This window comes from Cutibacterium nasicola (assembly GCF_052654715.2).
The window spans coordinates 1686065-1712037 of record NZ_CP199745.2 but is presented as its reverse complement, the minus strand read 5'-3'; the positions used below and the strand labels follow the sequence as shown (position 1 = coordinate 1712037).

Annotated in this window: 23 protein-coding genes and 2 rRNA genes; 13 read left to right on the top strand and 12 right to left on the bottom strand. The window is 62.6% G+C overall.

Annotation, left to right across the window (positions count from 1 at the left end; translation table 11 throughout):
• Positions 1–206 precede the first annotated feature (206 nt).
• Both ACUCCZ_RS08015 and rrf read left to right on the top strand, forming a co-directional pair.
• Positions 207–3289 (top strand): 23S ribosomal RNA (locus ACUCCZ_RS08015).
• Between the two features lie 98 nt (positions 3290–3387).
• Positions 3388–3504 (top strand): 5S ribosomal RNA (gene rrf, locus ACUCCZ_RS08010).
• A 166-nt stretch (positions 3505–3670) separates the two neighbouring features.
• On the opposite strand, the gene ACUCCZ_RS08005 is transcribed toward rrf, so the two are convergent.
• Positions 3671–4186: a GNAT family N-acetyltransferase gene (locus ACUCCZ_RS08005; protein ID WP_435918488.1), complete on the bottom strand. Its 516-nt coding sequence runs from the start codon at positions 4184–4186 to the stop codon at positions 3671–3673.
• A gap of 135 nt (positions 4187–4321) precedes the next feature.
• Here ACUCCZ_RS08005 and ACUCCZ_RS08000 point away from each other — a divergent pair, with 135 nt between their 5' ends.
• Entirely contained in the window at positions 4322–4753 is a 432-nt protein-coding gene (locus ACUCCZ_RS08000; protein ID WP_435918487.1) for a GtrA family protein, read from the top strand.
• A 75-nt stretch (positions 4754–4828) separates the two neighbouring features.
• Positions 4829–6817: an OPT family oligopeptide transporter gene (locus ACUCCZ_RS07995; protein WP_435918486.1), complete on the top strand. Its 1989-nt coding sequence runs from the start codon at positions 4829–4831 to the stop codon at positions 6815–6817.
• A 154-nt stretch (positions 6818–6971) separates the two neighbouring features.
• Here the strand turns inward: ACUCCZ_RS07995 and ACUCCZ_RS07990 are convergent, their stop codons facing one another.
• The 4 genes from ACUCCZ_RS07990 to msrA form a co-directional block, all read right to left on the bottom strand.
• Positions 6972–7190: an EamA family transporter gene (locus tag ACUCCZ_RS07990; protein ID WP_435918485.1), complete on the bottom strand. Its 219-nt coding sequence runs from the start codon at positions 7188–7190 to the stop codon at positions 6972–6974.
• The gene (locus ACUCCZ_RS07985) at positions 7162–7425 is read right to left on the bottom strand and encodes an EamA family transporter (protein ID WP_435918484.1); all 264 of its coding nucleotides are present in this window, start codon (positions 7423–7425) and stop codon (positions 7162–7164) included. Before ACUCCZ_RS07985 ends, ACUCCZ_RS07990 begins: the two co-directional genes overlap by 29 nt.
• 114 nt (positions 7426–7539) lie before the next feature.
• Positions 7540–8403: an aldo/keto reductase gene (locus ACUCCZ_RS07980; protein ID WP_435918483.1), complete on the bottom strand. Its 864-nt coding sequence runs from the start codon at positions 8401–8403 to the stop codon at positions 7540–7542.
• 533 nt (positions 8404–8936) lie between these two features.
• Positions 8937–9575, bottom strand: coding sequence for a peptide-methionine (S)-S-oxide reductase MsrA (msrA, locus tag ACUCCZ_RS07975; protein ID WP_435918482.1), 639 nt, complete (start codon positions 9573–9575; stop codon positions 8937–8939).
• Positions 9576–9722: 147 nt separating this feature from the next.
• Between msrA and ACUCCZ_RS07970 the strand changes: the two genes are divergently transcribed.
• Together ACUCCZ_RS07970 and ACUCCZ_RS07965 are read left to right on the top strand one after the other, a co-directional pair.
• Positions 9723–11342 carry a sodium-dependent transporter gene (locus tag ACUCCZ_RS07970; protein ID WP_435918481.1) on the top strand — a complete coding sequence of 540 codons (1620 nt, stop codon included), beginning with the start codon at positions 9723–9725 and terminating at the stop codon, positions 11340–11342.
• On the top strand, positions 11339–11443 hold the full coding sequence (locus ACUCCZ_RS07965) for a methionine/alanine import family NSS transporter small subunit (RefSeq protein ID WP_435918480.1): 105 nt from the start codon (positions 11339–11341) through the stop codon (positions 11441–11443). Before ACUCCZ_RS07970 ends, ACUCCZ_RS07965 begins: the two co-directional genes overlap by 4 nt.
• A gap of 29 nt (positions 11444–11472) precedes the next feature.
• On the opposite strand, the gene ACUCCZ_RS07960 is transcribed toward ACUCCZ_RS07965, so the two are convergent.
• Entirely contained in the window at positions 11473–12177 is a 705-nt protein-coding gene (locus tag ACUCCZ_RS07960) for a uracil-DNA glycosylase (protein ID WP_435918479.1), read from the bottom strand.
• Between the two features lie 78 nt (positions 12178–12255).
• Here ACUCCZ_RS07960 and ACUCCZ_RS07955 point away from each other — a divergent pair, with 78 nt between their 5' ends.
• Positions 12256–13491: an AI-2E family transporter gene (locus ACUCCZ_RS07955; protein ID WP_435918478.1), complete on the top strand. Its 1236-nt coding sequence runs from the start codon at positions 12256–12258 to the stop codon at positions 13489–13491.
• Positions 13492–13518: 27 nt separating this feature from the next.
• On the top strand, positions 13519–14505 hold the full coding sequence (locus ACUCCZ_RS07950; RefSeq protein WP_435918477.1) for a hypothetical protein: 987 nt from the start codon (positions 13519–13521) through the stop codon (positions 14503–14505).
• Between the two features lie 69 nt (positions 14506–14574).
• Here the strand turns inward: ACUCCZ_RS07950 and greA are convergent, their stop codons facing one another.
• Positions 14575–15081 (bottom strand): transcription elongation factor GreA, encoded by a 507-nt coding sequence (greA, locus tag ACUCCZ_RS07945; RefSeq protein WP_435918476.1) that lies wholly within the window; start codon positions 15079–15081, stop codon positions 14575–14577.
• The gene (locus tag ACUCCZ_RS07940; RefSeq protein WP_435918491.1) at positions 15074–15388 is read right to left on the bottom strand and encodes a hypothetical protein; all 315 of its coding nucleotides are present in this window, start codon (positions 15386–15388) and stop codon (positions 15074–15076) included. The genes greA and ACUCCZ_RS07940 overlap by 8 nt, the downstream gene beginning before the upstream one ends.
• A gap of 45 nt (positions 15389–15433) precedes the next feature.
• Between ACUCCZ_RS07940 and ACUCCZ_RS07935 the strand changes: the two genes are divergently transcribed.
• Positions 15434–17446 carry a thioredoxin domain-containing protein gene (locus tag ACUCCZ_RS07935; RefSeq protein WP_435918475.1) on the top strand — a complete coding sequence of 671 codons (2013 nt, stop codon included), beginning with the start codon at positions 15434–15436 and terminating at the stop codon, positions 17444–17446.
• An 18-nt stretch (positions 17447–17464) separates the two neighbouring features.
• Here ACUCCZ_RS07935 and uppS read toward each other — a convergent pair whose 3' ends face one another.
• Positions 17465–18286, bottom strand: coding sequence for a polyprenyl diphosphate synthase (gene uppS, locus ACUCCZ_RS07930; RefSeq protein ID WP_435918474.1), 822 nt, complete (start codon positions 18284–18286; stop codon positions 17465–17467).
• A 152-nt stretch (positions 18287–18438) separates the two neighbouring features.
• Between uppS and trhA the strand changes: the two genes are divergently transcribed.
• Together trhA and ACUCCZ_RS07920 are read left to right on the top strand one after the other, a co-directional pair.
• Positions 18439–19107 (top strand): PAQR family membrane homeostasis protein TrhA, encoded by a 669-nt coding sequence (gene trhA, locus ACUCCZ_RS07925; protein WP_435918473.1) that lies wholly within the window; start codon positions 18439–18441, stop codon positions 19105–19107.
• A 116-nt stretch (positions 19108–19223) separates the two neighbouring features.
• A complete protein-coding gene (locus ACUCCZ_RS07920) occupies positions 19224–20603 on the top strand; it encodes a PhoH family protein (RefSeq protein WP_435918472.1) in 1380 nt (459 codons plus the stop codon).
• Between the two features lie 146 nt (positions 20604–20749).
• On the opposite strand, the gene ACUCCZ_RS07915 is transcribed toward ACUCCZ_RS07920, so the two are convergent.
• Together ACUCCZ_RS07915 and xseA are read right to left on the bottom strand one after the other, a co-directional pair.
• Positions 20750–21001 (bottom strand): exodeoxyribonuclease VII small subunit, encoded by a 252-nt coding sequence (locus ACUCCZ_RS07915; protein ID WP_435918471.1) that lies wholly within the window; start codon positions 20999–21001, stop codon positions 20750–20752.
• On the bottom strand, positions 20998–22245 hold the full coding sequence (xseA, locus tag ACUCCZ_RS07910) for an exodeoxyribonuclease VII large subunit (RefSeq protein ID WP_435918470.1): 1248 nt from the start codon (positions 22243–22245) through the stop codon (positions 20998–21000). The genes ACUCCZ_RS07915 and xseA overlap by 4 nt, the downstream gene beginning before the upstream one ends.
• 144 nt (positions 22246–22389) lie before the next feature.
• Here xseA and ACUCCZ_RS07905 point away from each other — a divergent pair, with 144 nt between their 5' ends.
• On the top strand, positions 22390–23361 hold the full coding sequence (locus ACUCCZ_RS07905) for a 4-hydroxy-3-methylbut-2-enyl diphosphate reductase (RefSeq protein WP_435918469.1): 972 nt from the start codon (positions 22390–22392) through the stop codon (positions 23359–23361).
• On the opposite strand, the gene ACUCCZ_RS07900 is transcribed toward ACUCCZ_RS07905, so the two are convergent.
• Positions 23305–24591: a DNA recombination protein RmuC gene (locus ACUCCZ_RS07900; RefSeq protein WP_435918468.1), complete on the bottom strand. Its 1287-nt coding sequence runs from the start codon at positions 24589–24591 to the stop codon at positions 23305–23307. The genes ACUCCZ_RS07905 and ACUCCZ_RS07900 overlap by 57 nt on opposite strands.
• 78 nt (positions 24592–24669) lie before the next feature.
• Here ACUCCZ_RS07900 and ACUCCZ_RS07895 point away from each other — a divergent pair, with 78 nt between their 5' ends.
• The gene (locus ACUCCZ_RS07895) at positions 24670–25950 is read left to right on the top strand and encodes a M18 family aminopeptidase (RefSeq protein WP_435918467.1); all 1281 of its coding nucleotides are present in this window, start codon (positions 24670–24672) and stop codon (positions 25948–25950) included.
• The last annotated feature ends 23 nt before the right edge of the window (positions 25951–25973 follow it).

Sequence of the window (25973 nt, the reverse complement as noted above, 5' to 3'; positions counted from 1 at the left end):
GGGTTGGCTTCTTGTGGAGTATTGGCGTCCTGTGTGTTGTGGCAGGGTCTTAGGCATGCTGTTGGGGTTCTGGGGTATCACACTGTGTGTGGTGGCCTGGTGCGGTGATGCTGCGTCTGCTGTGTGGTGGGTGTGGTGTTGATTCGTGTGGTGGTTGAGAACTGTATAGTGGATGCGAGCATCTTATTATTTTTGTGTTTTGTGTTGTGTAAGTTGTGTAGTGCGATCGGTGGATGCCTTGGCACCAAGAGCCGATGAAGGACGTTGTAACCTGCGATAAGCCCTGGGGAGTTGGTAAACGAGCTGTGATCCGGGGGTGTCCGAATGGGGAAACCTGGAATGTCCGGAGTAGTGTCCGGTGGCCCTGCCCTGAATGTATAGGGGTGTGGGAGGTAACGCGGGGAAGTGAAACATCTTAGTACCCGTAGGAAGAGAAAACAATTGTGATTCCGTGAGTAGTGGCGAGCGAAAGCGGAGGAGGCCAAACCGTGTGTGTGTTCAAGCCGGCAGGTGTTGCATGTGCGGGGTTGTGGGGGCCTTTGGGTTCTGCTGCCGCAGGATCGGCCAGTGATAAATGTTGCGTGAAGGTGAAGCGTCTGGGAAGGCGTACCGGAGTGGGTGAGAGTCCCGTAACTGTAAGCGTGGCACTGGTGAGGGTTGCCCCAAGTAGCGTGGAACTCGTGGAATTTTGCGTGAATCTGGCGGGACCACTCGTCAAGCCTAAATACTCCTTGGTGACCGATAGTGGATGAGTACCGTGAGGGAATGGTGAAAAGTACCCCGGGAGGGGAGTGAAATAGTACCTGAAACCGGTCGCATACAAGCCGTCAGAGCCTTGTGGGGTGATGGCGTGCCTTTTGAAGAATGAGCCTGCGAGTTAGTGATGCGTGGCGAGGTTAACCTGTGTGGGGGAGTCGTAGCGAAAGCGAGTCCGATAAGGGCGCTAGTCGCGTGTTCTAGACCCGAAGCGGTGTGATCTATCCATGGCCAGGATGAAGCGTCGGTAAGACGTCGTGGAGGTCCGAACCCACTTCAGTTGAAAATGGAGGGGATGAGTTGTGGATAGGGGTGAAAGGCCAATCAAACACCGTGATAGCTGGTTCTCCCCGAAATGCATTTAGGTGCAGCGTTGCGTGGTTCTTGTCGGAGGTAGAGCACTGGATGGTCTAGGGGGCCTATCAGCTTACCGAAATCAGCCAAACTCCGAATGCCGGCAAGTGTGAGCGTGGCAGTGAGACGGCGGGGGATAAGCTTCGTCGTCGAGAGGGAAACAGCCCAGATCATCAGCTAAGGCCCCTAAGTGGTGACTCAGTGGAAAAGGATGTGGAGTTGCGTAGACAGCCAGGAGGTTGGCTTGGAAGCAGCCATCCTTGAAAGAGTGCGTAATAGCTCACTGGTCAAGTGATTCCGCGCCGACAATGTAGCGGGGCTTAAGTTATCCGCCGAAGCTGTGGCAGACCCTGTGTGGGTTTGGGTAGGGGAGCGTCCTGTGTGAGGTGAAGCTGCCGGGTGACCGTGTGGTGGATTGTGCGGGAGTGAGAATGCAGGCATGAGTAGCGAATGACGGGTGGGAAACCCGTCCGCCGATTATCCAAGGGTTCCAGGGTCAAGTTAATCTGCCCTGGGTGAGTCGGGACCTAAGGCGAGGCCGACAGGCGTAGTCGATGGATAACCAGTTGATATTCTGGTACCGGCTTGTCACCGTTCGTGTCGAGGTGTGTGATGCTAAGCGTGCGAGCCTGCCATTGTGGCATCGTTGATGTTGTGGTGGTGTGGTGAGTGTGTGAACCGATCATGTAGTAGGCAAGCTGCGGAGGGACGCAGGGAGGTAGCTCATCCCCGGCGATGGTTGTCCGGGGCTAAATGTGTGGACCGTCTGGTAGGTAAATCCGCCGGGTGTGTGGTTGAGGCATGATGGCGAGCCCATGTGTGTGGGTGAGTGAGTGATCCTGTACTGTCGAGAAAAGCTTCGTGAGCGAGGTGGCTGGTCCGCCCGTACCCTAAACCGACACTGGTGGATAGGTAGAGTATACCGAGGCGATCGAGATCATCATGGTGAAGGAACTCGGCAAAATGCCCTCGTAACTTCGGGATAAGGGGGACCTGAGCTGTTGCTGCCACGTGCTGGTGGTTGCGGTGAGGGGCGCAGAGACCAGGGGGAAACGACTGTTTACCAAAAACACAGGTCCGTGCGAAGTCGTAAGACGATGTATACGGACTGACTCCTGCCCGGTGCTGGAAGGTTAAGGGGAACTGTTAGCGTGTGCGAAGCGGTGAACTTAAGCCCCAGTAAACGGCGGTGGTAACTATAACCATCCTAAGGTAGCGAAATTCCTTGTCGGGTAAGTTCCGACCTGCACGAATGGAGTAACGATTTCCCTACTGTCTCCACCATGAACTCGGTGAAATTGCATTACGAGTAAAGATGCTCGTTACGCGCAGCAGGACGGAAAGACCCCGGGACCTTTACTATAGTTTGGTATTGGTGATTGGGACGACTTGTGTAGGATAGGTGGGAGACTGTGAAGTGGCCACGCCAGTGGTTGTGGAGTCATTGTTGAAATACCACTCTGGTCGTTCTGGTTATCTCACTTTGGGCCGTGATCCGGTTCAGGGACAGTGCCTGATGGGTAGTTTGACTGGGGCGGTCGCCTCCTAAAAGGTAACGGAGGCGCCCAAAGGTTCCCTCATCCTGGTTGGTAATCAGGTGGTGAGTGTAAGTGCACAAGGGGGCTTGACTGTGAGACTGACAGGTCGAGCAGGGACGAAAGTCGGGACTAGTGATCTGACGGTGGCTTGTGGACGCGCCGTCACTCAACGGATAAAAGGTACCCCGGGGATAACAGGCTGATCTTGCCCGAGCGCTCATAGCGACGGCATGGTTTGGCACCTCGATGTCGGCTCGTCGCATCCTGGGGCTGGAGTCGGTCCCAAGGGTTGGGCTGTTCGCCCATTAAAGCGGCACGCGAGCTGGGTTCAGAACGTCGTGAGACAGTTCGGTCCCTATCCGCTGCGCGCGGAGGAATCTTGAGAAGGGCTGTCCTTAGTACGAGAGGACCGGGACGGACTGACCTCTGGTGTGCCAGTTGTTCTGCCAAGAGCATGGCTGGTTGGCTACGTCGGGTCGTGATAACCGCTGAAAGCATCTAAGCGGGAAGCATGCTTCAAGATGAGGGTTCCTACAGGTTTCTGGTAAGGTCTCCGGTAGACGACCGGGTTGATAGGCCAGGCGTGGACGCATCGTAAGGTGTGGAGCTGACTGGTACTAATAGACCGAGGACTTACACATTCTGTTTTGAGACGTCAAGAATGGTGTTGTGTCGCATCCACTGTACGGCTCCCAGCCCCCACGCGGGGTTGCGCCAAGCCTGACTGGCCCCATAGTTTTCCGGTGGTCATGGCGGAAGGGAAACACCCGGTCCCATACCGAACCCGGTAGTTAAGCCTTCCAGCGCTGATGGTACTGCATGAGGGATCATGTGGGAGAGTAAGACACTGCCGGACTCAATTCATTTCATGAAAAACAGAGGGTGTGGGGAAGAATATGATTCTTCCCCACACCCTCAGTCTTTTTTCCTTTCCTTTCCTTTCCTTTTCTTTTCTATGCGCCCCCACACCAACACATAAGACCCCCCAGCATATGTTGATGTATCGGTGGTTTTTGCGTTGGTCAGGTACGGATTGAGTGCGGTTGGGATTCCGCCGGGCTACCGTTGACGCGAAGCATCGTCAGGTGATTGTTTTCGGTGGAGACCTCAACGAATCCAGCCTTGCGATAGATGGTCATGGCTGGTCTATTTGCGGCGTCAACGCTTAGGCTCACGGCACGGGTGCCGTGGCGGTGGCATTCGGCGAGGAGGCTGTCCAGGAGATACCCACCGTGGCCCCGACCGCGCTGCTGAGGAGAGATGGCCATGGTCAATTCTGGGATACCCGGGGCGACGAAACCATAACCGGGATCGCAGGCCGGCAGGTTTCGTAACCAAGCTGCCCCGATGGGGGATCCATCGGCGAAACAGATCATCCCGATCTGGTCCGGGGTCCAACCGTTGATGTAATGGGCGATGGCTGGATTGGTTTGGCATTCCTTGACGTCTAGTGGTTCCGATATCCCGCCGGCCGCGTGGCGCAGCACATGGACCATGAGCGGAAGGTCAGCTGTGGTCGCGCGTCGTGCTGTGGCCATGCCCTCAGGGTATCGGCCGGTGGCGACGCTCCTTGATCCAACTGTAAAAATGGATTCGTGGCGACGAGTGTGAAGCGAATCCGCGACAGGAGGACTTCCCGTCGCTCTGCCCCTCGCGTCTTTGCCAGAGGTTGCTTGACGATTCACTCCGCCCTGCCCTTCCCGCTGTCAGGGCTCCCCGTCACCTTCATCGGCTACTGCATCATCAACGGACTCGGGTTCCTCATCGATATGAGCCTGCTTGCCGTCTTCTTCCGCGGCGTCGGAATGCCGTACCCGATTTCGGTGTCGCTCGGATACGGGCTGTCGGCCATCTACTCCTTTGTCGTCAACAAGTGGCTGAATTTTCAGTCTCACGGTAATCTGAGCCGTCAGGGCGGTCGCTACGTCATCACGATGGTGACCAATTACGTCTGTCTCACCCTGGGGTTCTCGTCCTTCTTGGAACACATAGGTGTTCATTTCGAACTTGCTCGCTTCACCGCTGCGTGTGTTGAAGGCCTGTACGTCTATTTCATGCTGAGCCTTTGGGTCTTTCCGAAATCTGGAAGACGGCAATTGGCGTGACTGGCCGCGCCCTGTATACCTTTGGGGCCCTGACGGTGGCATAGTAGTCAGGTCAACCTACGGAAGAAGGGGAGCATGTCTGACCTATCGAGCGCATCCACGTCGGCCGAGCCGTCAGGGTCATCAGTACGTGAATTAACGCTCCGGGGCATCATCCTCGGTGGCCTCATGACGTTGGTATTCACCGCGGCGAACGTGTATCTCGGGCTCAAGGTCGGCCTGACCTTCGCCACGTCAATTCCGGCAGCTGTCATCTCGATGGCTGTGTTGCGCCACTTCAAGGGGCACTCGGTTGCAGAGAACAACATCGTCCAGACGATTGCCTCGGCTGCTGGAACCCTTTCCGCAATCATCTTCGTGCTGCCAGGCCTCATCATGGTCGGTTGGTGGACGGGATTCCCGTACTGGACCACCCTCGCAATCTGTCTGGTGGGTGGCATCCTCGGCGTCATGTACTCCATCCCGCTGCGACGAGCTCTCGTCACCGGCTCCGACCTTCCTTACCCGGAAGGCGTTGCTGGTGCTGAGGTCCTCAAGGTTGGCGATTCCGCGGGTGCAGCCGAGGCCAACAAGGTGGGTCTGCGGGTCATCATCGTCGGCTCCTTGGTGTCTGCCGGATACGCGCTGCTGTCTGACGTCAAGCTGGTGAAGTCAGCTCTCACCAAGCCTTTCAAGGTCGGCAACAGCAGTGGCTCGATGGTTGGGGTGAGCATGTCGATGGCCCTCATCGGCGTCGGTCACCTCGTCGGTGTCGCCGTCGCGGCAGCCATGCTCGTCGGCATCATCATCTCCTACGGGGCAATCCTGCCCTGGCGAGTTTCCGGCAAGGTCGGTGGCAACCTCGACGTCATCAAGGAGGTCTTCACCAGCGACGTGCGCTTCGTCGGCGCCGGCACGATCGGTGTGGCTGCCATTTGGACCCTCGTCAAGGTCATCGGGCCCATCACCAAGGGCATTAACGCTTCTGTAAGGTCTTCGAAGACTCGTCATGAGGGTGGCGAAGTCCCGCTCACCGAGCGCGACCTGCCGGTGTCGGTCGTCCTGACCGTCGTGCTGCTCTCGATGATCCCGATCGGGTTCATGCTGTGGGGATTTGCCCGTGACATGGTGGTCTCGAGGTCCATGACCGGCGTCATCATCGTCAGCCTGGTCTTCATCCTGCTCGTTGGCCTGGCGGTTGCGTCGGTCTGTGGCTACATGGCCGGCCTCATTGGTGCCTCTAACAGCCCGATATCCGGTGTCGGTATCCTCGTCGTCCTGGTGGCCGCCCTGCTCATCAAACTCACCTACGGTGCTGTCGGTGGCGACGAGACCGTCAAGCTGGTGGCGTACACCCTGTTCACTGCGTCTATCGTCTTCGGTATCGCGACGATCTCGAATGACAACCTGCAGGACCTCAAGACCGGCCAGCTGGTCGGCTCCACCCCCTGGAAACAGCAGGTCGCCCTCATCATCGGTGTCGTCTTCGGATCGGCGATCATCCCGCCCGTCATGCAGCTCATGCAGACCGCCTTCGGGTTCCAGGGCGCTCCGGGTGCCGGACCGAACGCTCTGCAGGCCCCGCAGGCCACCCTCATCTCATCCCTGGCCACCGGCGTCTTCGGCGGCTCCTTGGACTGGGGTCTGATGGGGATCGGCGCACTGATCGGCGCCGGTGTGATCGTCGTCGACGAGATCTTCACCCACACCACCAAGAAGTTCTCGCTTCCCCCGCTGGCTGTCGGCATGGGCATGTACCTGCCGATGACACTGTCGCTGACCATTCCGATCGGTGCTGCCCTCGGTTGGCTGTTCGACAAGTGGGCTGCTCACACCGGCGGCGACGCCGAGGGCAAGAAGCGCACCGGCATCCTGCTGGCTACGGGCCTGATCGTCGGAGAGTCGATCTTCGGCGTCATCTACGCTGCGATGATCGCGGCCGCGGGTTCCGAGGAGGCCATCGCGATTGCGCCAGAGTCCTGGGACAGTGGCGCCGGGATCGTCGGCGTCGTCGTCTTCGTCGCTGCACTCGCGGTCCTCTACCAGTGGACCAAGCGCGAGGCGAATGAGCGCGTCGAAGCCTGATCTGGGAACGACGCATGGGGCCACCGGAGGATTCCGGTGGCCCCATGCGCCATTCTGTGACGGCGTCATCGTTCGCGTCGTACCACGGGATGAGTCCTTCTGCCGAGAACATCACGACAGCAATTCAGACCAGGGAGAACCTGACCCGGCGTTGTCAGGGCATCTGCTCGCCGAAGATGAGCAGCCCCACCAGGAACTGCAGGATCGGTGCGATGTACTGCAGGATTCCCAACGTCGTCAGGCTGATGCGGGAGGTCGTGAAAGCGAACATCGGCAGTGGAACCGCCGTCAGGATGCCGGCGCTGACAAGCAACAGGCTGTAGGAGCCGGTGAAGGTGGATTCTTCATGGGCGACGACCCACTCGATGTACACCAAAAGCCAGGGGAGTGGTTGCCAGAGTCCCGACAGTGAGTCCGACGGTGGGGTTCACCGTGACCCCGAGCACCTTCTTGACCAGGCCGTGGAATCCGAAACTCATCGCCAGCCCCAGCGAGATGAGCGGCGTGGAAGAATGACCCGGCATGAGGACGACGACGGCAACGATGCCGATGCCGAAGGCCCTGGACGCTCCAGCAACCGGAAGTAGAGGGGGGAAGAACCCCCACATGAGGTTAGAGGGCGATACCGGTCGTCAGTCCCCGTCTTGCCTCCACGTCGTCATGCACCCGGGGATCATGTCATGGCCACCGGGTGCATCGACACATCCGCCACAGGGTGATCGTCAGGGAAGCCGAGCGAGCTCCTCGTCGGTCAGGGAGAGATCGACGGCCTTGAAGGAGTCGAGGATCGTCTCCGAGCGGTGAGATCCCGGGATCGGGACGACGTGATCGCCCTGGGCCAGCTCCCAGGCCAAGATGACCTGGGCCCGACTGACCCCACGCTCATCGGCGACGCGTTGGAAGGCGGTGAATGCGTCCTCCTTGAGGGGACGGCGGTAACCACCCAGCGGGCTCCACGCGACGAATGCCAGACCGAGTTCTCCGCACAACTCCAGCTCGTGCCGTGAGGACAAGAAGCCGGGAGAGAACTGGTTCTGCACGGCCACCAGACGATCTCCGAGAATGCTTTGGGCAAGCTGGATCTGGTCGGTGCTGGCATTCGAGATGCCAGCGGTTCGGGCCAGGCCGTCGTCGAGGATGCCTGCCAGAGTTCTCACCATCTCCTCGTACTCGACCTTCGGGTCAGGACGGTGCAGGTAGAGCAGGTCGATCTGGTCGGTGCGCAGGGCCTCGGCCGAGAGCGTGGCGTCACGGCGCAGTCTCTCCGGGGAACCGTCAACGTCCCAGACGGCCTCTCCGGCATCGTTGAAGCAGCGGTAGTGGCCGACCTTGGTGGCCACCGAGATCGTCGAGCGATCGCCGTGCCAGGATTCCAAGGCGTCGGCCACGAGCTTCTCGCCGTACTGCTCCTCGCCACCGGAGGTGTAGTAGGCCCACGCAGTGTCGATGTGGGTACATCCAGCGTCCAGGACGTCATGGAGGACCTTGATCGCGGTCTCGCGGTCCGGGCGCCCCTCGATCGACAACGGCATCGAGCCATAGGCGATGGCAGAGGCACGGAAGGGTCCGATCGTGCGGTACTTCATGTGTTCAATCCTCCTCGATGGGTGGTCATGTCCATCATGCCCGCGCGGGGGACACCCCGGTTGCGTGGACGGGGCGATAGCCGAAAGGATTCCCCGACAGCTGTGAAAGCAGTCATGGTACACGAGGGCATTGGTGGCGTTGATTGGTCTGTAGGCGGTCGGTGGACAGGCAGTTGCACAGATACATTGAGAAGCTCGATTCCTCAGAGCACGCCAGCCGCGCTGAAGGTGACCACAGCCTCGACCTCACTCGTTGTTCCGTGGCCAGGGCAATCGGGGGGTTCGGCCAGCCACCACAGAATCTTCGAAGGTCACCATATCTTCGAGGGTAACCATCGCGGCGTTGCAACGATGGTCATAATCGGCTCGGGCTGCCAGTTTGGTATCGAGTCATGGTAGCTCAGGAGCCACAGAGACATTCCTGAGCCGCCCCTCCGCCTCCCAGCTCGGCTCGCCTCACTTGCGGGCGTCATGCCCGAAGCGTACGTGAGTAACGCCCGGTCATGTGGCGAAAAGCACAATGTGGGACCAGGTCATAGGCCATGTGGTGCGCATGAGACCCCAGTCCGATGGTCGCATGCGTAGCCCATCGGATTGTCCTCGAGGTACTGCTGATGCTCGGCCTCAGCCAGGAAGAACTCCACGCCGTTGGCCATCGAGATGGTCGTCGTGATCTCCCCGTACCCGGCATTGAGCAGGTTGGCCTGGAAGGACCCCCTGAGGGTGGTGGCCGCCATGAACTGCTCGGTGGTGGTGCACCAGATCGCCGAGCGGTACTGGGTACCGACGTCGTTGCCCTGACGCATCCCCTGGGTGGGGTCGTGGTTCTCCATGAAGAGGGTGAGGATCTCCTCGGTGGAGATTTTGGTCGGGTCGTAGGTGACCCGGACGGTTTCGGCGTGCCCAGTGCGTCCGGTACACACCTCCCGGTAGGTGGGGTTGGGAGTGAAACCGCCCATGTAACCAACGGCGGTTTGCAGCACCCCGTCATTGTTCCAGAACAGCTTCTCGGCTCCCCAGAAACACCCCATGGCCAGGTAAATCGTCTCGGAGCCGGGGAAGGAGCGGTCGAGCCGGTCCCCAGTCACGCGGTGGAAGAACGGCATTTCCAACACTGGGGTTCGGCCTCCGGGCAAGGCGTTGTCGGGTGAGACCATCTCGTTCTTGTTCATGCGTCCCTTTCCTCACGACGTCGACACGGGTGTAACGGACATCGGCTCGGATCAATTCCTGTTATCTCAATGTGTGGTCCATGATCTGATCCCACCTCATCACCATGTGAGACTGGGGGTCAAAGTTCACCGGTGGAAAGGATCAACATGTCTGACCCCGCGCAGCCTGGCGCGACCGTTGCAGGTGACGGAACCACCATTGGAAAGCCCCAGCGGCGTGAGAGTTTCACCGGCCGGGGAGCCTTCCTCATCGCTGCGGTTGGTTCCGCCGTCGGGCTGGGAAATATCTGGAGGTTCCCCTACGTCGCCTACAGCAATGGCGGCGGAGCCTTCATCGTGCCCTATCTGATTGCGCTGCTGACGGCCGGTATCCCGCTGCTCTTCCTCGACTATGCCGTCGGACACAAGTTCCGTGGCTCGCCGCCCATGGCCTTGCGTCGTCTCAACAAGCGCACGGAGGCCATCGGATGGTGGCAGACCCTCATCTGTTGGGTGATCGTCATCTACTACGCCGCCATCATCGCCTGGGCCATTCGCTATGTCGGGTTCTCGGTGACGAAGGCATGGGGGGACGACCCCGAGGGATTCCTCACAGGCAGCTTCCTGCACGTGGCCAGCAACATTGACGTCGAGTTCCACTTCGTGCCCGGAGTCTTCTGGCCGTTGCTGATCCTGTGGCTCGTCGTGTTGGCCATCATGGCCACCGGCGTCGAGAAAGGCATCACCCGCGCCTCGTGGGTCTTCATGCCGATCCTCGCGGTGATGTTCATCGCACTGGTCATCGTCGCCCTCACCCTGGACGGCGCATCGACTGGCCTTGACGCCCTGTTCACCCCGGCGTGGAATGCGTTGGGGAACTACCAGGTGTGGATGGCCGCCTACGGCCAGATCTTCTTCTCCCTGTCAGTGGGATTCGGCATCATGGTGACTTATGCCTCCTACCTCAAGCCGAAGTCTGACCTGACAGGTTCCGGCCTGGTCGTCGGGTTCGCCAACTCCTCGTTCGAAATCCTGGCTGGCCTCGGCGTCTTCGCCGCCCTGGGCTTCATGGCAACCGCCTCCGGCAAGCCGGTGAGCGAGGTTGCTGGCTCGGGAATCGGCCTGGCGTTCATCGCGTTCCCACAGATCATCAGCCAGGCGGGTGCTGTTGGACCGATCATGGGCGTGCTCTTCTTCGTCTCCTTGGTCTTCGCCGGCATCACGTCGATGATCAGCCTGCTGGAGGTCGTCATCGCCGCCTTCCGTGAGAAGACCGGCATGACGCGAGTTGCGGCAACCTGGGTCATCGGTGGCGTGACGGCTGTTGCGTCGATCGTTCTCTTCCCGACGACGACGGGCCTCAACCTGCTCGACGTCACCGACCACTTCATCAACAACATCGGCATCGTCGGTGTCGCTCTGCTGGCCTGCCTCGTCATCACCTGGGCGCTGCGCAAGCTCCCGGTGCTGCGCGACCACCTCAACGAGTACTCCTCGTTCAAGGTCAACAAGGTATGGATGGCCCTGGTCGGCGTCGTCGCCCCACTGGTCCTGCTGGGCCTGTGGATCACTGAGATCGTCACCGTCTCCACCAAGGGTTACGGCGGAATGCCCGGCAACTTCGTCGGACTCTTCGGATGGGGAGTGTCGGTCCTCGTCGTCGTGCTGGCAATCGTGCTGTCCCTCATCCCGTGGCCGAACCGCTCGGCCATTCACCACGAGCTCACTCACGAGGAAGAGCTCGCTCGGGCGAATGCCCAGGCATCTCAGGAAGGAGCGTTGTTATGAGTGGATCTGCCATCGTCATGATGATCATCGCGATGCTCACGGTGTGGGGCGGGTTGGCTGCATCAGCCGTCTCCCTGTTCCGCCATCCCGAGCAAGACTGACACCCCGCCGGCGTGAGGGGCCGGCCCGATCAGTGGGAGGAAAGATCCCAGTCGATCGGGTCGGCTCCTTGCCGTACCAGCAAGTCGTTGGTACGGCTGAAAGGTCGAGACCCGAAGAAGCCGTATCGGGCCGACATGGGGGAGGGGTGTGACGACTTGATGATCGGGACCTTGTCCAACATGGGTTCCAAGGATTGCGCGTCGCGTCCCCACAAAATGGCCACCAGCGGACCACCACGCGCCGCCAAGGCCTCGATGGCGGTCTGGGTGACCTCCTCCCACCCCTTACCGCGATGCGAGGCGGGCCGGCCCGGCTGGACGGTGAGGCACCTGTTGAGGAGCAACACTCCCTGCTCGAACCAGCCGGTGAGATCGCCATGCTCGCAAGGGTCAATTCCCAGGTCGGACTGCAATTCAGCGTAGATGTTCTGCAGCGACCGTGGCAACGGACGCACGTCGCGCTCCACCGAGAAACTCAGGCCGACGGGGTGGCCAGGTGTCGGGTAGGGGTCCTGACCGACGATGAGTACTCGAACATTCGCCATGGGACGGGAAAAAGCGCGCAGGATGCGATCCCCGTGAGGCAGGAAACCTCGTCCGGCAGCTGTCTCGGCGCGTAGGAAGTTCCCCATCTCATGGATGCGTGGTTCCACCTGCGTCAACGCCTCTGCCCAGTCGGGGGCGACCAATGCGGCAAGGGGACGGGCTACCACGGTGACCTCCAGATGGATCATACGGTTGACGTGCCAGACGCTACACTGCGTAGACGCGTTCCGGGGCCACGACCCGTCTCACAATTCCGGAAGGATGCCATGAAGCTATTCGGCTCGGGCAAGAAGGCCCCAGACCCGACACGAGTTTCCCCGTGTGCCGGCGCTGAGGGGGAGACGATTGAGACCGCTGTCGGTCAGGAGGTGGCCGTGCCAGTTTCTCAGTCCGTCACGGCGACGGGCACCCCGGCCGAAGACATTCCCAACGGTGTACGTACCGCCGCTGGATGGTGCTGGCGTCTCATGGTCATCGCGGTCTTCATCTATGGGCTTTACCAGGTGCTTCACGCTGCGTCCGAGGTGTCAGTGCCCGTCGCGGTGGCCCTGATGCTGACGGCAGCCATGTGGCCGCTGGCGAACTGGTTGTCGCACCATCACATCCACCGAGGCATTGCCTCGGGGATCTGCCTGCTGCTGCTCATCATCCTGGTCGGCGGCGTGTTTACCCTCGTCGGCGCCCAGATTGCGATGCAGTGGCGGGAATTGGGCAATCAGGCGGTTGCGAGCTTCAAGCAGGCCCTGGCATGGCTGGCCGACAGCCCCCTGCACACCGACAAGGCCCAGCTCAATGACCTCGTGCACAAGGCCGAGACCGCCATGGCTGGATCCCAGGGACGTATCGCCTCGGCTGCGGCTGCCGCCGGAACCCAGATCGGCCGTTTCGCAGCGGGACTCGTCATGGCCCTCTTCGCCACCTTCTTCTTCGTGTACGAGGGAGACACCCTGGCTGAGAAGACGGCTGTTCTCATTCCGCGTGAGCATCGCGTCAAGATCCTCGATGCAGCCAAGCGTGGCTGGGTCGCCCTGGTGGCCTACGTGCGAGCCGCCGTCATCGTTGCTTTCGTGGACGGCCTGGGAGCCGGCATTGGAGCGGCCATCATCGGTTCATCGATGTCGGTTGCGATTGGTGCCCTGACCTTCATCCTCGCCTTCGTACCGATTGTCGGTGCGCTGACGGCCGGCGTCGTCGCGGTCGGTGTGGTACTGGTGACCCTGGGCTTCTTCAAGGCCGTCATCATGCTGATCGTCTTCGTTGCCGTCATGCAGATCGAGGGACACGTCCTGCAGCCTTTCCTGCTGGGCAAGGCAGTCTCGATCCACCCGCTCATCGTGCTGGTCGGTATCGCGGTCGGCGCCATCATCTCTGGGATCGTGGGTGCCCTGTTCGCCATCCCGATCGTTGCCTTCGGCGTGGCCTTCATCAAAGCGCTGAGCCCCGAGACCCCGGAAGATGAGGTCCCGCCACGCCCGGACGACCTCGCTGCCGAACACACGTGAGTTGGGCTCCCCCGTAAAGTTGATGTCATGAGCGCTGATATCACCGCCATCCTCGAGGACCTTGTTGCCGGGAGGATTGACACCGCCGAGGCCAACCGCCGTATCGCGGCTGCTGGAGGACAGGAGAAGCCCGCATCTGGGAGCACCAGCGGCCCCGACGAAGGCACCGGGCCCCGTCGCGGGGCGTCCGAAGACGAGACTTTCGCAGATGACAAGGGCCCCCTGGGCGGTTTCACCATTCCTCCGGAGGCCAAGGAGGGGCTTCGCTCCGCCTGGCGCATGGTTTCTGGGGTGGCAGAGAGCGTCGGTGAGACAGTCGCCTCGACGATGTCGCCAGGACCGCGTCGCGCCAGTGGCGAGAGCGAACCACAGAAGAACGTTGACGTCGCGACCGATCTGGACCGTGTCCGTCTGAACTGCACCGGACGTCGCATCCGTCTTGTCGGGGACCGCTCGGTCTCCGGTCTGCAGATCGAGGGCAAGCACACCCGCCGGCGGATCGGACGCGTCGTCGAGGTCGGTATTGAAGGTCACCTCGCCCCTGACCTGGGCGTCCTCAAGAGGTTCCGACTCCCGGCTGACATGGACGGGGTCAAGGATCTCGGTCTGGGACGGGAGGTGACGGTCCGGGTGCATCCCGATCTACCCGTTGACATCGAGCTGTCGGGCGGCTCGGTGCATGCCACTGGCGTGCAGCACCTCGGGCGGGTGCGCGTCACGGCTGGCGTCACCGAGATCGACGGCGTCCATCGGTTGGAGGACGGTCTCTTCCAGGCTGGAAGCGGCACCATCACCGGATGCATCGACAGTGGCCGTTCCCAGATCCGCGTCGAGTCGGGCAATCTACTGGTCAAGCTGGCCGGAGGGTCCAACGTCTCGGTTCGTGGCAAGGCCCAGACCGGCATGATCTCCTGGCCTGAGGGCGGAGATGTCGACGAGTACGTCATGGGTTCCGGAGCCGCCCGTCTTGACCTCACCTGCCTGGTCGGACGGATCGCGGTCCGCGCTATGTGAGCCCGTAACAAAGCACAATGAGGGCGGGGCGCCATGGCACCCCGCCCTCATGACGTCTGTGGACGTGTGTCACTCCTGGAACGGCTCGACATCAAGGATCGTCACCTTGATCGTCTTGCCGTTGGGAGCCTTGTACTCGGTTGATTCTCCCTTGGAATGACCCAGAACGGCGCCGCCGAGGGGGGACTGCGGGGAGTAGACGGAGATGTTGACGGAATCGTCGAGTCCCATCACCTGCCGCGATCCCAGCAGGAAGGTGTCAGTGTCGGACTCGTCGTCGAAGTAGCAGACGGTCACCTTGGAACCGGGCACGACCTCGTCCGGAGAGGACGGGGCTTCGCCCACCTCGGCGTTACGCAGCATCTGCTCCAACTGACGGATGCGGGCCTCGGCCTGTCCCTGCTCCTCCCGGGCAGCGTGGTAGCCGCCGTTCTCGGAAAGGTCGCCTTCGGAACGGGCGTCGGCAATCTTGGTGGAAATGATGGTGCGGCCCTCACCCTTGAGGTACTCGAGCTCTTGAGTGAGCTTGTCGAAGGCCTCTTGGGTCAGCCACACAGTGTCTTGGGACTCAAGCATTAATACATCTTACCGCGTGTGTCACCTCAATGGGCCCGCACTTGTCCAGCTCAGCGGTGAGGGCAGGCGAGAAGGCCGTGATGGGGGTGTGGATCGTCTCGTCCTTTGACGAGTCTGCCGGGAACGTCACCGGCATCTTCCCGACGCGCACGTGGTCAGCGCCGGAGGCGGCCAGCACCAGGATGAGGATCACCCACGGGGCGCGACGCTGTGTGGGGTAGCGGCGTGCGATGCGGTCGTGGTCCTCGTCGTTGAGGACGTGATCCTGGCTGCTGGTTGGGCCGACACGTGGGCTGTCGTGTCCCAGGGCCCACTTGGCCGGGAACGGGATTGTACTCGTAGGCTGACGACCATGCCCAACCACCTCGGCGAGTCCACCAGCCCGTATCTGCTCCAACACGCCGCGAACCCCGTCGACTGGTTCCCCTGGGGAGAGGAAGCGTTCGCCGAGGCACGCCGTCGCGACGTTCCAGTCATGGTCTCGGTGGGGTACTCGAGTTGCCACTGGTGCCACGTGATGGCCTTCGAGTCCTTCTCCGATCCGGACGCGGCTGAGGTCGTCAACGCCAATGTCGTCGCCATCAAGGTTGATCGCGAGGAGCGCCCCGAGGTTGACGCCGCGCTGATGCAGGTTACCCTGGCGATGACTGGCCAGGGTGGCTGGCCCAACACCGTCTTCCTGACTCCTGACGGCAAGCCTTTCTTCGCCGGTACCTATTTCCCGCCGGTGCGCCGGGGAGGTCAGCCTGCCTTCGTGGAACTCGTTGAGGCCCTCGGCGGTGCGTGGCGGGAGCGTCGCGACGAAGTGGTGTCCTCGGCCGACGCCATTGTCGAGCACCTGCGTCCCATCGAGAAGGCTCCTGACACCCCACGACCGATTGCCGGTGAGCTCATTGACGCCGTGGGAGCGGACTACGACATCGTGCACGGCGGGTTCGGTGGGCCGACGAAGTTCCCGAACGCCACCCTGCTGGATGCGCTGCTGGTCAAGGGAGATCCGACCAGCCTCGACATGGCGCAGAACACGTGTGAGCACTTGGTGCGCGGTGGCATCTTCGACCAGGTCGGTGGCGGATTCCACCGTTACTCCACGGATTCCCAGTGGGTGGTGCCCCACTTCGAGAAGATGCTCTACGACAACGCCCTGCTGTTGGGGACGATGGCTCGCTGCTGGCGCCGTACCGCTGACCACGACCCGGATCGTCGCGACCTGTACTCCCACGCCGCTCGTCGCACCGTGTCTTGGCTCAACCGGGAGATGCGGCTGCCGAACGGCCTGTACGCCGCAGGACTCGACGCCGACTCCGACGCCGCCGGCCACACTCGCGAAGGGATCTACTACCTCTGGAGCCAGGATCTCGTCACGGACGTCCTGGGGGCCGAGGAGGCCGAGTGGCTGCGTCCGCTGGTGCACCTGGAGCCCTTCGACGAGAACGGTCTGGGCACCCTTCAGCTGCGCGGACGGGTTGAGTGGGAGCGCATCAACGCTGACATGGACACTCTGCTGGAGGCTCGCGATCGGCGTAGTGCTCCTGCTCGCGACGAGAAGGCCATCACGGCGTGGAACGCCATGCTCGTCGACGGATTCGTCGAGGCCGGAATGATCCTGCGCGAGTGGTCCTGGGTGTCGCAGGCTCGCGATCTGGCCGAGGCGCTGTGGACATCCCACTGGCATGACGGCGACCTGTTGCGCACCTCCTTCCACGATCGTCCTGGACCGTCGGCAGTCTGCGAGGACTACGCGTGGGTTGGTCTGTCCTTTGCCAGTCTGGCTGGTGCGACGGGGAAGTCGGTGTGGCTTGACCGCGCGGTCGAGGCGCTTGACCAGGCCGTGACGCGGTTCGGTGCTCCCGATGGCAGCTTCGTGGACGCGGAGGGCTTGGATCTGCTGACGGTGACCGCTCACACCCTGACCGACGATGCCAGCCCCAGCGCGACGGCCGTCATGATGATGGCCCTGCGCCGGGTGGGCCTCATGGCTGAGCGTGACGACTTCGTCAGCCGTGCGGAAGAGGCTTCCGCTGCCCTGCTGCCGGTGGTGGCGTCCGCTCCTCGCTTTGCTGGATGGGCACTGGCCGACTTCCTCATCGCCGATGAGGCCCGTCGTGGTCTCAAGCCGGCTGGTGTCGTCATCGCCGACACTCAGGAGGAGCCCACGGATCTGGCCGTTGCGGCGTGGCGCATGGCCCCGGCTGGGTCGGCCATCATACGTCGAGTTGGTGAGGAGTCCGGGTTCGGTACCTGGTTCGAGGATCGGGTTCCGCGCGATGGTCAGCCGACCTGCTGGGTGTGCCGTGGCACGGTGTGCCTCGAGCCGGTGACCGATTACCTGGAGCTCAAGGAACCGCTCTGGCGGCGGGTTTGAGATCGTGCACCTGGCGGGTCAGCGACCGTAGCGCCGCTCCCGCTGGGTGAAGGAGCGGAGTGCCCGCAGGAAGTCGACCTTGCGGAAGTCGGGCCACAAGGCCTCGCAGAAGTAGAATTCGGAGTGGGCACTCTGCCACATGAGGAAGCCTGACAGTCGCTGCTCACCCGAGGTGCGAATGATGAGATCAGGATCGGGCTGACCGCGGGTGTAGAGGTGGTCCTCGATCTGGTCGATCTCGAGGGTTTTCGCGAGCTCGGCCAGACTGGTGCCCTTCGCGGCTTCCTCGGCAAGCAGCGAGCGGACGGCGTCGCGCAGCTCGTGACGACCGCCGTAGGCCACTGCGACGTTGATGTGCATGCCGACATGGTCCGCCGAGTTGCGACCGGCGCGACAGAGGGACTCGGCCATGTCGGCGGGAAGCAGATCGAGGTCCCCGACGGCCTGGACCCGCCAGCGTGGATTCTCTGCCAGGGAGTCGACGAGGGATCCGATGACCTTGAGAAGTGGTCCAAGCTCGCCCGTCTCCGCGCGCTGCAGGTTGTCGGTCGACAGAACCCACAGCGTGATGATCGGGATACCGACGGCGTCGCACCAGGCACAGAACTCCCGGAGGCGATCCGCGCCCGCCTCATAACCGGCCACCAACGGTTGTCCCGGCGCGTTGAGGCGAGCCCACCGTCGGTTGCCGTCGGCCAGCACGGCGACGTGCTGGGGCAGACGGCTGCGATCGAGCTGGTCGAGCAGTCGAGCTTCATAGGTGGTGTAGAGCAGTCCGGACGGGTGCATGCGGTCGAGGGTCTCACTGACCTTCGACAGACGGTGGTCCAGGCTGCTCATGGGTCCAGATTAGTCAATGCTTGGTGCAAGCGATCAGCACCTCACGCCGTGAGGCACAGATCGAGTCGTGGGCTGACCTCGTTGGCAGGGTAGGGTGGAGGTGGAACCTACCGAACCGTAGGTTTGTTGAGAAGAGGGGAGACTCGTCGGATATGTCGCCTCAAGGCAGTAGTGACGAGAGTCGTGGCACCGTGCTCCCCAAACCGAGGATGCGTGGATGGGTCCACACCGTCATGGCACCGCTGATCCTGTTTGCCGGAGTCGGTCTCATGATCGCCACGCCGACCTGGGGGAACCGGTTCGCCGTCGCGATCTGGATGCTCACCGGTTTGGAACTGTTCGGAAATTCGGCGATCTATCACCGGGTGCCGTGGGGCGAGACGATCAAGGACGTCCTGCGGCGCATCGACCACGCCAATATCGCGGTCTTCATTGCTGGTACGTACACCCCGTTGGCCGTTTCGCTGACGGCGGGCGCCTCCCGGGTGATCCTGTTGTCGATCATCTGGGCATGCGCCCTGCTCGGAGTGGCCTTCCGGTTCGTGTGGAACGGCGTTCCCAGATGGGCGTCGACGATCCTTTACGTCGTCATGGGATGGACGGCGTTGTGGTGGTTGCCGCAGTTCTGGCGTGTGGGAGGGCCGGCGGTGGTCATTCTGATCCTCATCGGAGGGGTGTTCTACACGGTCGGTGCAGTCGCGTATGCCCGTCAGAAGCCCAATCCGTCACCAACGTGGTTCGGGTTCCACGAGGTCTTCCACACGTGCACCGCGGTGGCTGCGATCTGTCATGCGGTTGCCATTGGTCTTGCTGTCATCTGACCGTCTGATGAATTCTGGGTGGATGGCCGGACCATCTGCTTCGGTGCCACCGATCGGGCTCTAGGTTTGATGCCAGAGGGGCCGCTTCCGACGCCTCGACGACGTTGCCTTCCTCGATGCGACCTCTCACGTCACGGGAGGTTTTCGTGTCCGTCCGTCCAGAAGGCTCCGAGCGAGCCCACAGCCCGATCCCGGAGGCACCTGAGGGGAGGCGGACCTACGTCATCGACACCTCGGTGCTGCTGTCCGATCCTCGCGCCCTGCTCAACTTTGCCGAGCACGAAGTGGTGGTGCCGATCGTCGTCATCACCGAGCTGGAGGGCAAACGTCATCACCCGGAATTGGGACATTTCGCCCGCGCGGCGTTGCGTATCCTCGACAAGTTGCGACTCGACAACGGCGGCCTCGTCGGTCCGGTGCCGGTCAATGACGAGGGAGGCGAGCTGTTCGTCGAGCTCAACCACTCCGACCCGAATTGCCTGCCGGATGGCTTCCGTCTCGGTGACAACGACACTCGGATTCTGGCGGTTGCCCAGAATTACAGACTGGCCGGGCATTCTGTCGTCCTGGTGACGAAAGACTTGCCGCTGCGCGTCAAAGCCTCGGCGATTGGTGTGGAGGCCGAGGAATACCGGCACGAACTTGTCCCGGACAGCGGATGGAAGGGGATGGCCACTCTTGAGGTTCCCGATGAGATGATCTCGACCCTCTACGAGGACGGGCACGTCGTTGACGCGATCTTTGACGAGATCCCGGTGCACGCCGGACTCGTGCTCGAGGGGCCAAATGGCAGTGCTCTGGCCCGTAGAATGCCTGACGCCTCGGCTCGGCTCATCCCCAATGATCAGGAGGCCTTCGGGATTCGTGGCCGCTCGGCCGAGCAGCGGGTCGCCCTCGACATGCTGCTCGATCCGCAGGTCGGCATCGTCTCCATGGGAGGACGAGCTGGTACCGGAAAGTCGGCGCTGGCTCTGTGTGCTGGCCTTGAGGCGGTGCTGGAGCGTCAACTCCACAAGAAGGTCATGGTCTTCCGGCCGCTGTACGCCGTCGGTGGCCAGGATCTGGGCTATCTACCCGGTGACGAGGGAGAGAAGATGGCCCCGTGGGGTCAGGCGGTCCTCGACACCCTCACCAGCGTGACGAACAGCTACGTCATCGAAGAGGTCATGTCGCGTGGCATGGTGGAGATCCTACCGCTGACGCACATTCGCGGACGTTCTCTCCATGACGCCTTCGTCATCGTCGATGAGGCTCAGTCCCTGGAGCGCAACGTGCTGCTGACGGTGCTCTCGCGAATCGGGCAGAACTCTCGGGTGGTACTCACCCACGACGTCGCGCAGCGAGACAACCTTCGGGTGGGTCGCTATGACGGTGTGGCAGCTGTCATTGAGCGGTTGCGCGGACACGATCTGTTCGGCCACGTCACCCTCACCAGGTCGGAGCGTTCGCCCATTGCCGCACTGGTGACCAACATCATGGAGGACATGGTCGGTTGATCAGCTGAGACGGCGCCGCGTGGCGCATCTGTAACGATTCGGGGGCGGTCGCTTCCTCGGAGGTCGTCGTTGTCGCCGATGCCAACTTGGGCTCTCACTGCCGACGCGGGGATGCTGAAGACGTCCTGACCGTCGTGGGTGCCCAGTCAGCCCTGGGAGTCCTCGGCCTCGGAACGTGCCGCCTCAATGCGGGCGCGCGCCCCATCGAGCCAGGTCTGACAGATGTCGGCGAGCGCTTCGCCGCGTTCCCACAGCTTCATGGTCTCGGCCAGGGAGATGCCGCCGGACTCCAGCCGGGTGACGATGCCGACCAGCTCGTCGCGGGCGGCCTCGTACGGGATCTCGGGCTCTTCGGAGGTGGGTTTCTCGGGTGTCGACTCGGACTTCTTCTCGCTCATGAATCCTCCTGGGACGGTGGTCGGTTCGGGGTACGTCGGTCAAGGGAATCGACGGTGACGCCGAGGGTCCCGTCGGACAGGTAGACCGACAGATTCGCCCCCGGATCGGTGTCATCGACGGAGGCGATGGAGTCGCCCTCGGAGTCGGCAAGAATGGCGTAGCCGCGATCCAAGGTGGCCTTGGGGGACATCGCTCGTACCTGCTCCAGCATGTGGTTGACCTCGCGGCCCTCGGAGTCCAGGGCACGGTTGGTTGCCAGGCGAAGACGCTGGAGGGCCGAGGCGAGTTTCTCGGCAGCGACGTCAAGGGTGGCTGTGGGATTGATCATCACCGGGCGGGAACGTATCTGAGCGAGGCGAACAACCTCAATGTCGACAAACCTCGTGACGGTTTGGCGAAGCCGAGTTCTGGCCGTCTCGATACCCTGGGCTTCCTCAGCGACGTCCGGGACGATGAGCTTTCCGGCATCGGTCGGAGTGGAAGCTCGTAGATCGGCGACGAGGTCGAGGATGGGGTTGTCACGTTCATGGCCGATGGCCGAGACGACCGGGGTTCTGGTGGCGTAGACCGCTCGGACGAGGGCTTCGTCGCTGAAGGGGAGGAGGTCCTCAAGGGATCCGCCACCACGTGCGATGACGATGACGTCGACGGTGGGGTCTGCGTCGAGCTCAGCCAAGGCCGCAATGATCTGCTGGGCAGCCATGAACCCCTGAACCAGGGTGTTGCGCACCACGAATCGGGCAGCAGGCCACCGCAGGGTGGCATGACGCTGAACGTCACGCTCGGCGTCGGAACCAGCTCCCGTGATGAGGCCGATTCCGCGCGGCAGTACCGGGATGGCCTTGTGAAGGGTGCCGTCGAAGAGTCCCTCGGCCTCCAACAGACGTTTGCGCCTCTCCAACTGGGCCAGCAGCTGCCCCTCGCCGGTGGGAGTGATCTCGGAGACCTCGAAGGAGAGCCGACCACTACGCGACCAGACCGTCGGGCGGATGAGGGCGGTGACCGTCATCCCTGACTCGATTGGCCCCGCAGCATCGAGGACGCGACGGTGGCAGGTTGCGCTGGCCGAGATCTCCTCGGTCGGGTCGCGCAGGGTGAGGAACTGGGTCGGGCCCGAACGGCGGGTGACCTCGATGACCTGGGCTTGCACCCAAATCGCCCCGCAGCGCTCCACCCACACCTTGACGGCGTTGACGACCCACGCCAAGGAGCGGGGATTGTCAGCGGTGTTCAGCTCTGCCATGGGCGACACGCTATCCGAGGATGACGACAGTCTGCAGGAAGTGGCTTGGGCGCGAGGTATCCTCCGGGCCCGGCGTCATCGCATCCTCGATAGGCGAATTCGAGGAGATTCGCCAGATGATGGCGTACCCGTAGACTCGGAGCCATGGCTGTTTCGGGGGCTGACACTGACAAGAGGCTGTTTCTCGCCGCACCGCGCGGTTACTGCGCTGGCGTTGATCGCGCGGTCGTGACCGTCGAGAAGGCGTTGGAGGCCTACGGTGCGCCGGTGTACGTGCGCAAGCAGATCGTGCACAACCGTCACGTCGTGGAGACCCTGGAGGAGCGCGGTGCCATCTTCGTCGACGAGCTCGACGAGGTGCCCGATGACGCCTTGGTGGTCTTCTCGGCCCACGGCGTCTCCCCCCAAGTCAAGAACGAAGCGGCCAATCGTGGTCTGCGGACCATTGATGCCACCTGCCCGCTGGTGACGAAGGTGCATCACGAGGCCAAGAGGTTCGCCAACGACGACACCCAGATCCTGCTCATCGGCCACGCCGGCCACGAGGAGGTCGAGGGGACGACGGGTGAGGCTCCCGAGAACATCACTCTTGTGCAGACCCCCGAGGACGTCGATGGTCTGCAGCTGGACCCTGATCGTCCGGTGGCGTGGCTGTCCCAGACGACCCTGAGCGTTGACGAGACGGTGGAGACCGTCGACCGGATCCGTCAGCTGCACCCCCAGCTCATCGATCCGCCGTCCGACGACATCTGCTACGCCACCCAGAACCGTCAGCATGCCGTCAAGCAGATGGCTCCCAAGTGCGACCTCGTCATCGTGGTGGGGTCGAAGAACTCGTCGAACACCGGCCGCCTGGTCGAGGTCGCCCTCGAGTCGGGGGCCAAGGCGTCCTACCGCGTCGACAATGCCGGTGAGATCGAGGAGTCCTGGCTCGACGGGGTCGACAGCATCGGTGTCACCTCGGGTGCGTCGGTGCCGGAGACCCTCGTCCAGGGTGTGCTCGACCTGCTCACCTCGAAGGGTTGGCCGCAGGCCGAGGAGGAGACCCTCATCGAGGAGTCACTGTCCTTCGCCCTGCCTCCGCAGCTGCGTAAGCGTCGCACGGCCGCCAACTGAGGTAGGGGAGTCGTCCTCGCCCTGATGCTCCGTCAGTTCCGGCGCTGTGAGGGGGCGTGCTGTCTCCTCGATCGGCGCAGGTGAGGAAATGTCCTCGTCGGTGACCCCGAGATCCTCGAACCGCCGGGCCTGGACGAGAACCCTTGTCTCCATGCCACCCAACAGGGTGTTGTATGCGCGCACCGTCGAGTTGAGGGATCGTCCCATCTTGTCGAGATTTCCGGCCAGGGTGCCGAGCCTCTTGTGCAGGTCGCGTCCCAGCGCGGCGACCTCCGCCGCGGACTGTGTGACGGCTTCCTGACGCCATGCCAGGGCGACCGTTCTCAGCATCGGGATGAGAACTGACGGGCTGGCGAGCACGATTCCACGACGGTTGGCGTACTCGTGCAGATCAGGCATTTCCTGCAGGGCGGCCTGGAGGAAGGCATCGGACGGCAGGAAGCACACCACGAATTCCGGGGAGTCCAGGTCTGTGCGCCAGTACCCCTTGGCCGACAACTGGTCGATGTGGGTTCGCACGTGGCGGGCGAACCGCGCCATCTGGGCGTCGTACTCCTCGGGATCCTCGCACTCGGCGGCGTCGAGGAAGGCCGCCAATGGAGTTTTGGCGTCGATGTGGATGCACCGATCACCCGAGAGCCTCACCGTCATGTCGGGACGCTGAGGAGTGCCCTGGGCGGTCGTTGTCTGCTGGGTCTGAAAATCGCAGTGTTCCAGCATTCCGGCCACCTCGGCGGTGCGCTGCAACTGCATCTCGCCCCAGGCGCCGCGCACCTGCGGTTTGCGTAGGGCGGTGACGAGGCTGGCGGTCTCCTTGCGCAGGTTCTCCCCGGCGTTGCTCACCCCGGCGACCTGCTCGCGGAGACTCGCCGTCATGGCTGTGCGTTCTTGTTCCACCTCGGCCAGCCGCCGGTCCAGCCGTTCCAAGGCAAGGGAGACGGGGGCGAGCAGGCGTTGGGCGTCACTCATCGTCCGTTGCGCCGCCCGGGTGGAGCGTTCGTCCTGATCGGCCATGGATTGGGCGGACAGCGCCCGGAACTGTGTGGCCAGGGCGTCACGGTCGGCGGTGACCTTCTCGGCAGCCTCCAGACGCTCGGTGGCAACCTGCGCCGTCGTGGTGGCTTCAGCGACCCGCTGGGAGGCCCTCAACTGGGCGATGAGCCAACCGATACCCACTCCGATGGCCAGACCGATGACCAGACCAATGAGCCCGACAACGATGTTCGTCATGGCACGAGGGTCGCAGCCGCCTCCGACATGGTTGACGACGGTCGTGTTCCACCGTGGAGAACAACGGATGATGGTTGAATGGTCGCCATGGTTGACACCGCGACTTCGGATCACATCCGCGACATCATCTCCTTCGTGGAGGCGTCTCCCACGTCGTATCATGCGGCCGCCGAGCTGGCGCGACGGCTTGACGGGGCCGGGTTCCAGAAGCTTGAGGAGACCGAGTCGTGGTCGTCGGTCGAGGGACGTTGCTACGTGGTCCGTGACGGAGCGGTCATTGCCTGGGTCACCCCGGAGAAGGTCACTGACAAGGTTGGCGTCAGGATCGTCGGCTCCCACACCGACTCCCCGTCCTTCAAGCTCAAGCCGAATGCCACCGTCACCAATCAGGACTGGCAGCAGGTCGGCATGGAGGTCTACGGCGGTGGTCTGCTGAGCTCCTGGCTCGACCGCGACCTCGGCCTGTCCGGCCGTCTCGTCACCAAGGATGGCCAGGTGCATCTCGTGCGCACCGGCCCGATCCTGCGCATCAGCCAGTTGGCCCCGCACCTGGACCGCACCGTCAACGACGACCTCACGTTGGATCGTCAGCGTCACCTCATGCCGATCCTGTCGGTGGGTCGCCCCGACCTCGACGTCGAGGACCTGCTGTGTGAGGAGGCCGGCATCAAGCGTTCCAACCTCGCCTTCCACGACATCTTCGCCCACCTGACCCAGTCCCCGGCCGTCATCGGGCCTTACGGGGAGTTTCTGGCCAGCCAGCGCATGGACAACCTGTCCTCGGTGCATTCCTCGGTGGCCGCCTTCGTCGATGTCACGCCCACTGATGACGTGGCGCTCATGGCGTGTTTCGATCATGAGGAGGTCGGCTCGTCGACTCGATCCGGCGCCTGTGGGCCCTTCCTCGAGGACGTCCTGGTGCGGATTGCTGAGGGTCTTGGCATGACGGGCGCGGCTTACCGGGCGATGATCGCGAGGTCGTCGTGCGTGTCCTCGGATGCCGGCCACGGCGTGCATCCCAATTACGTCGAGAAGTTCGATCCGGCCAACCATCCGCTGCTCAACGAGGGTCCGCTGCTCAAGATCAATGCCAACCAGCGGTACGCCACTGATGGTGTCGGCGGGGCGCTGTGGAAGCGTGCTTGTGCGACGGCCGGGGTGCCGACCCAGGAGTTCGTGTCGAACAATTCGGTGCCGTGTGGCTCGACGATTGGGCCGCTGACGGCGACGAGGCTCGGCATGCTGACGGTTGACGTCGGCGTTCCGCTGATGTCGATGCACTCCACCCGCGAGCTCGCCGGCGTCAAGGACCTGGAGTACATCACGGCTGCCCTGGCGGCATACTGGCAGGGAGCCTGAGGCCGGCGGTGTCGCCGTCGCCC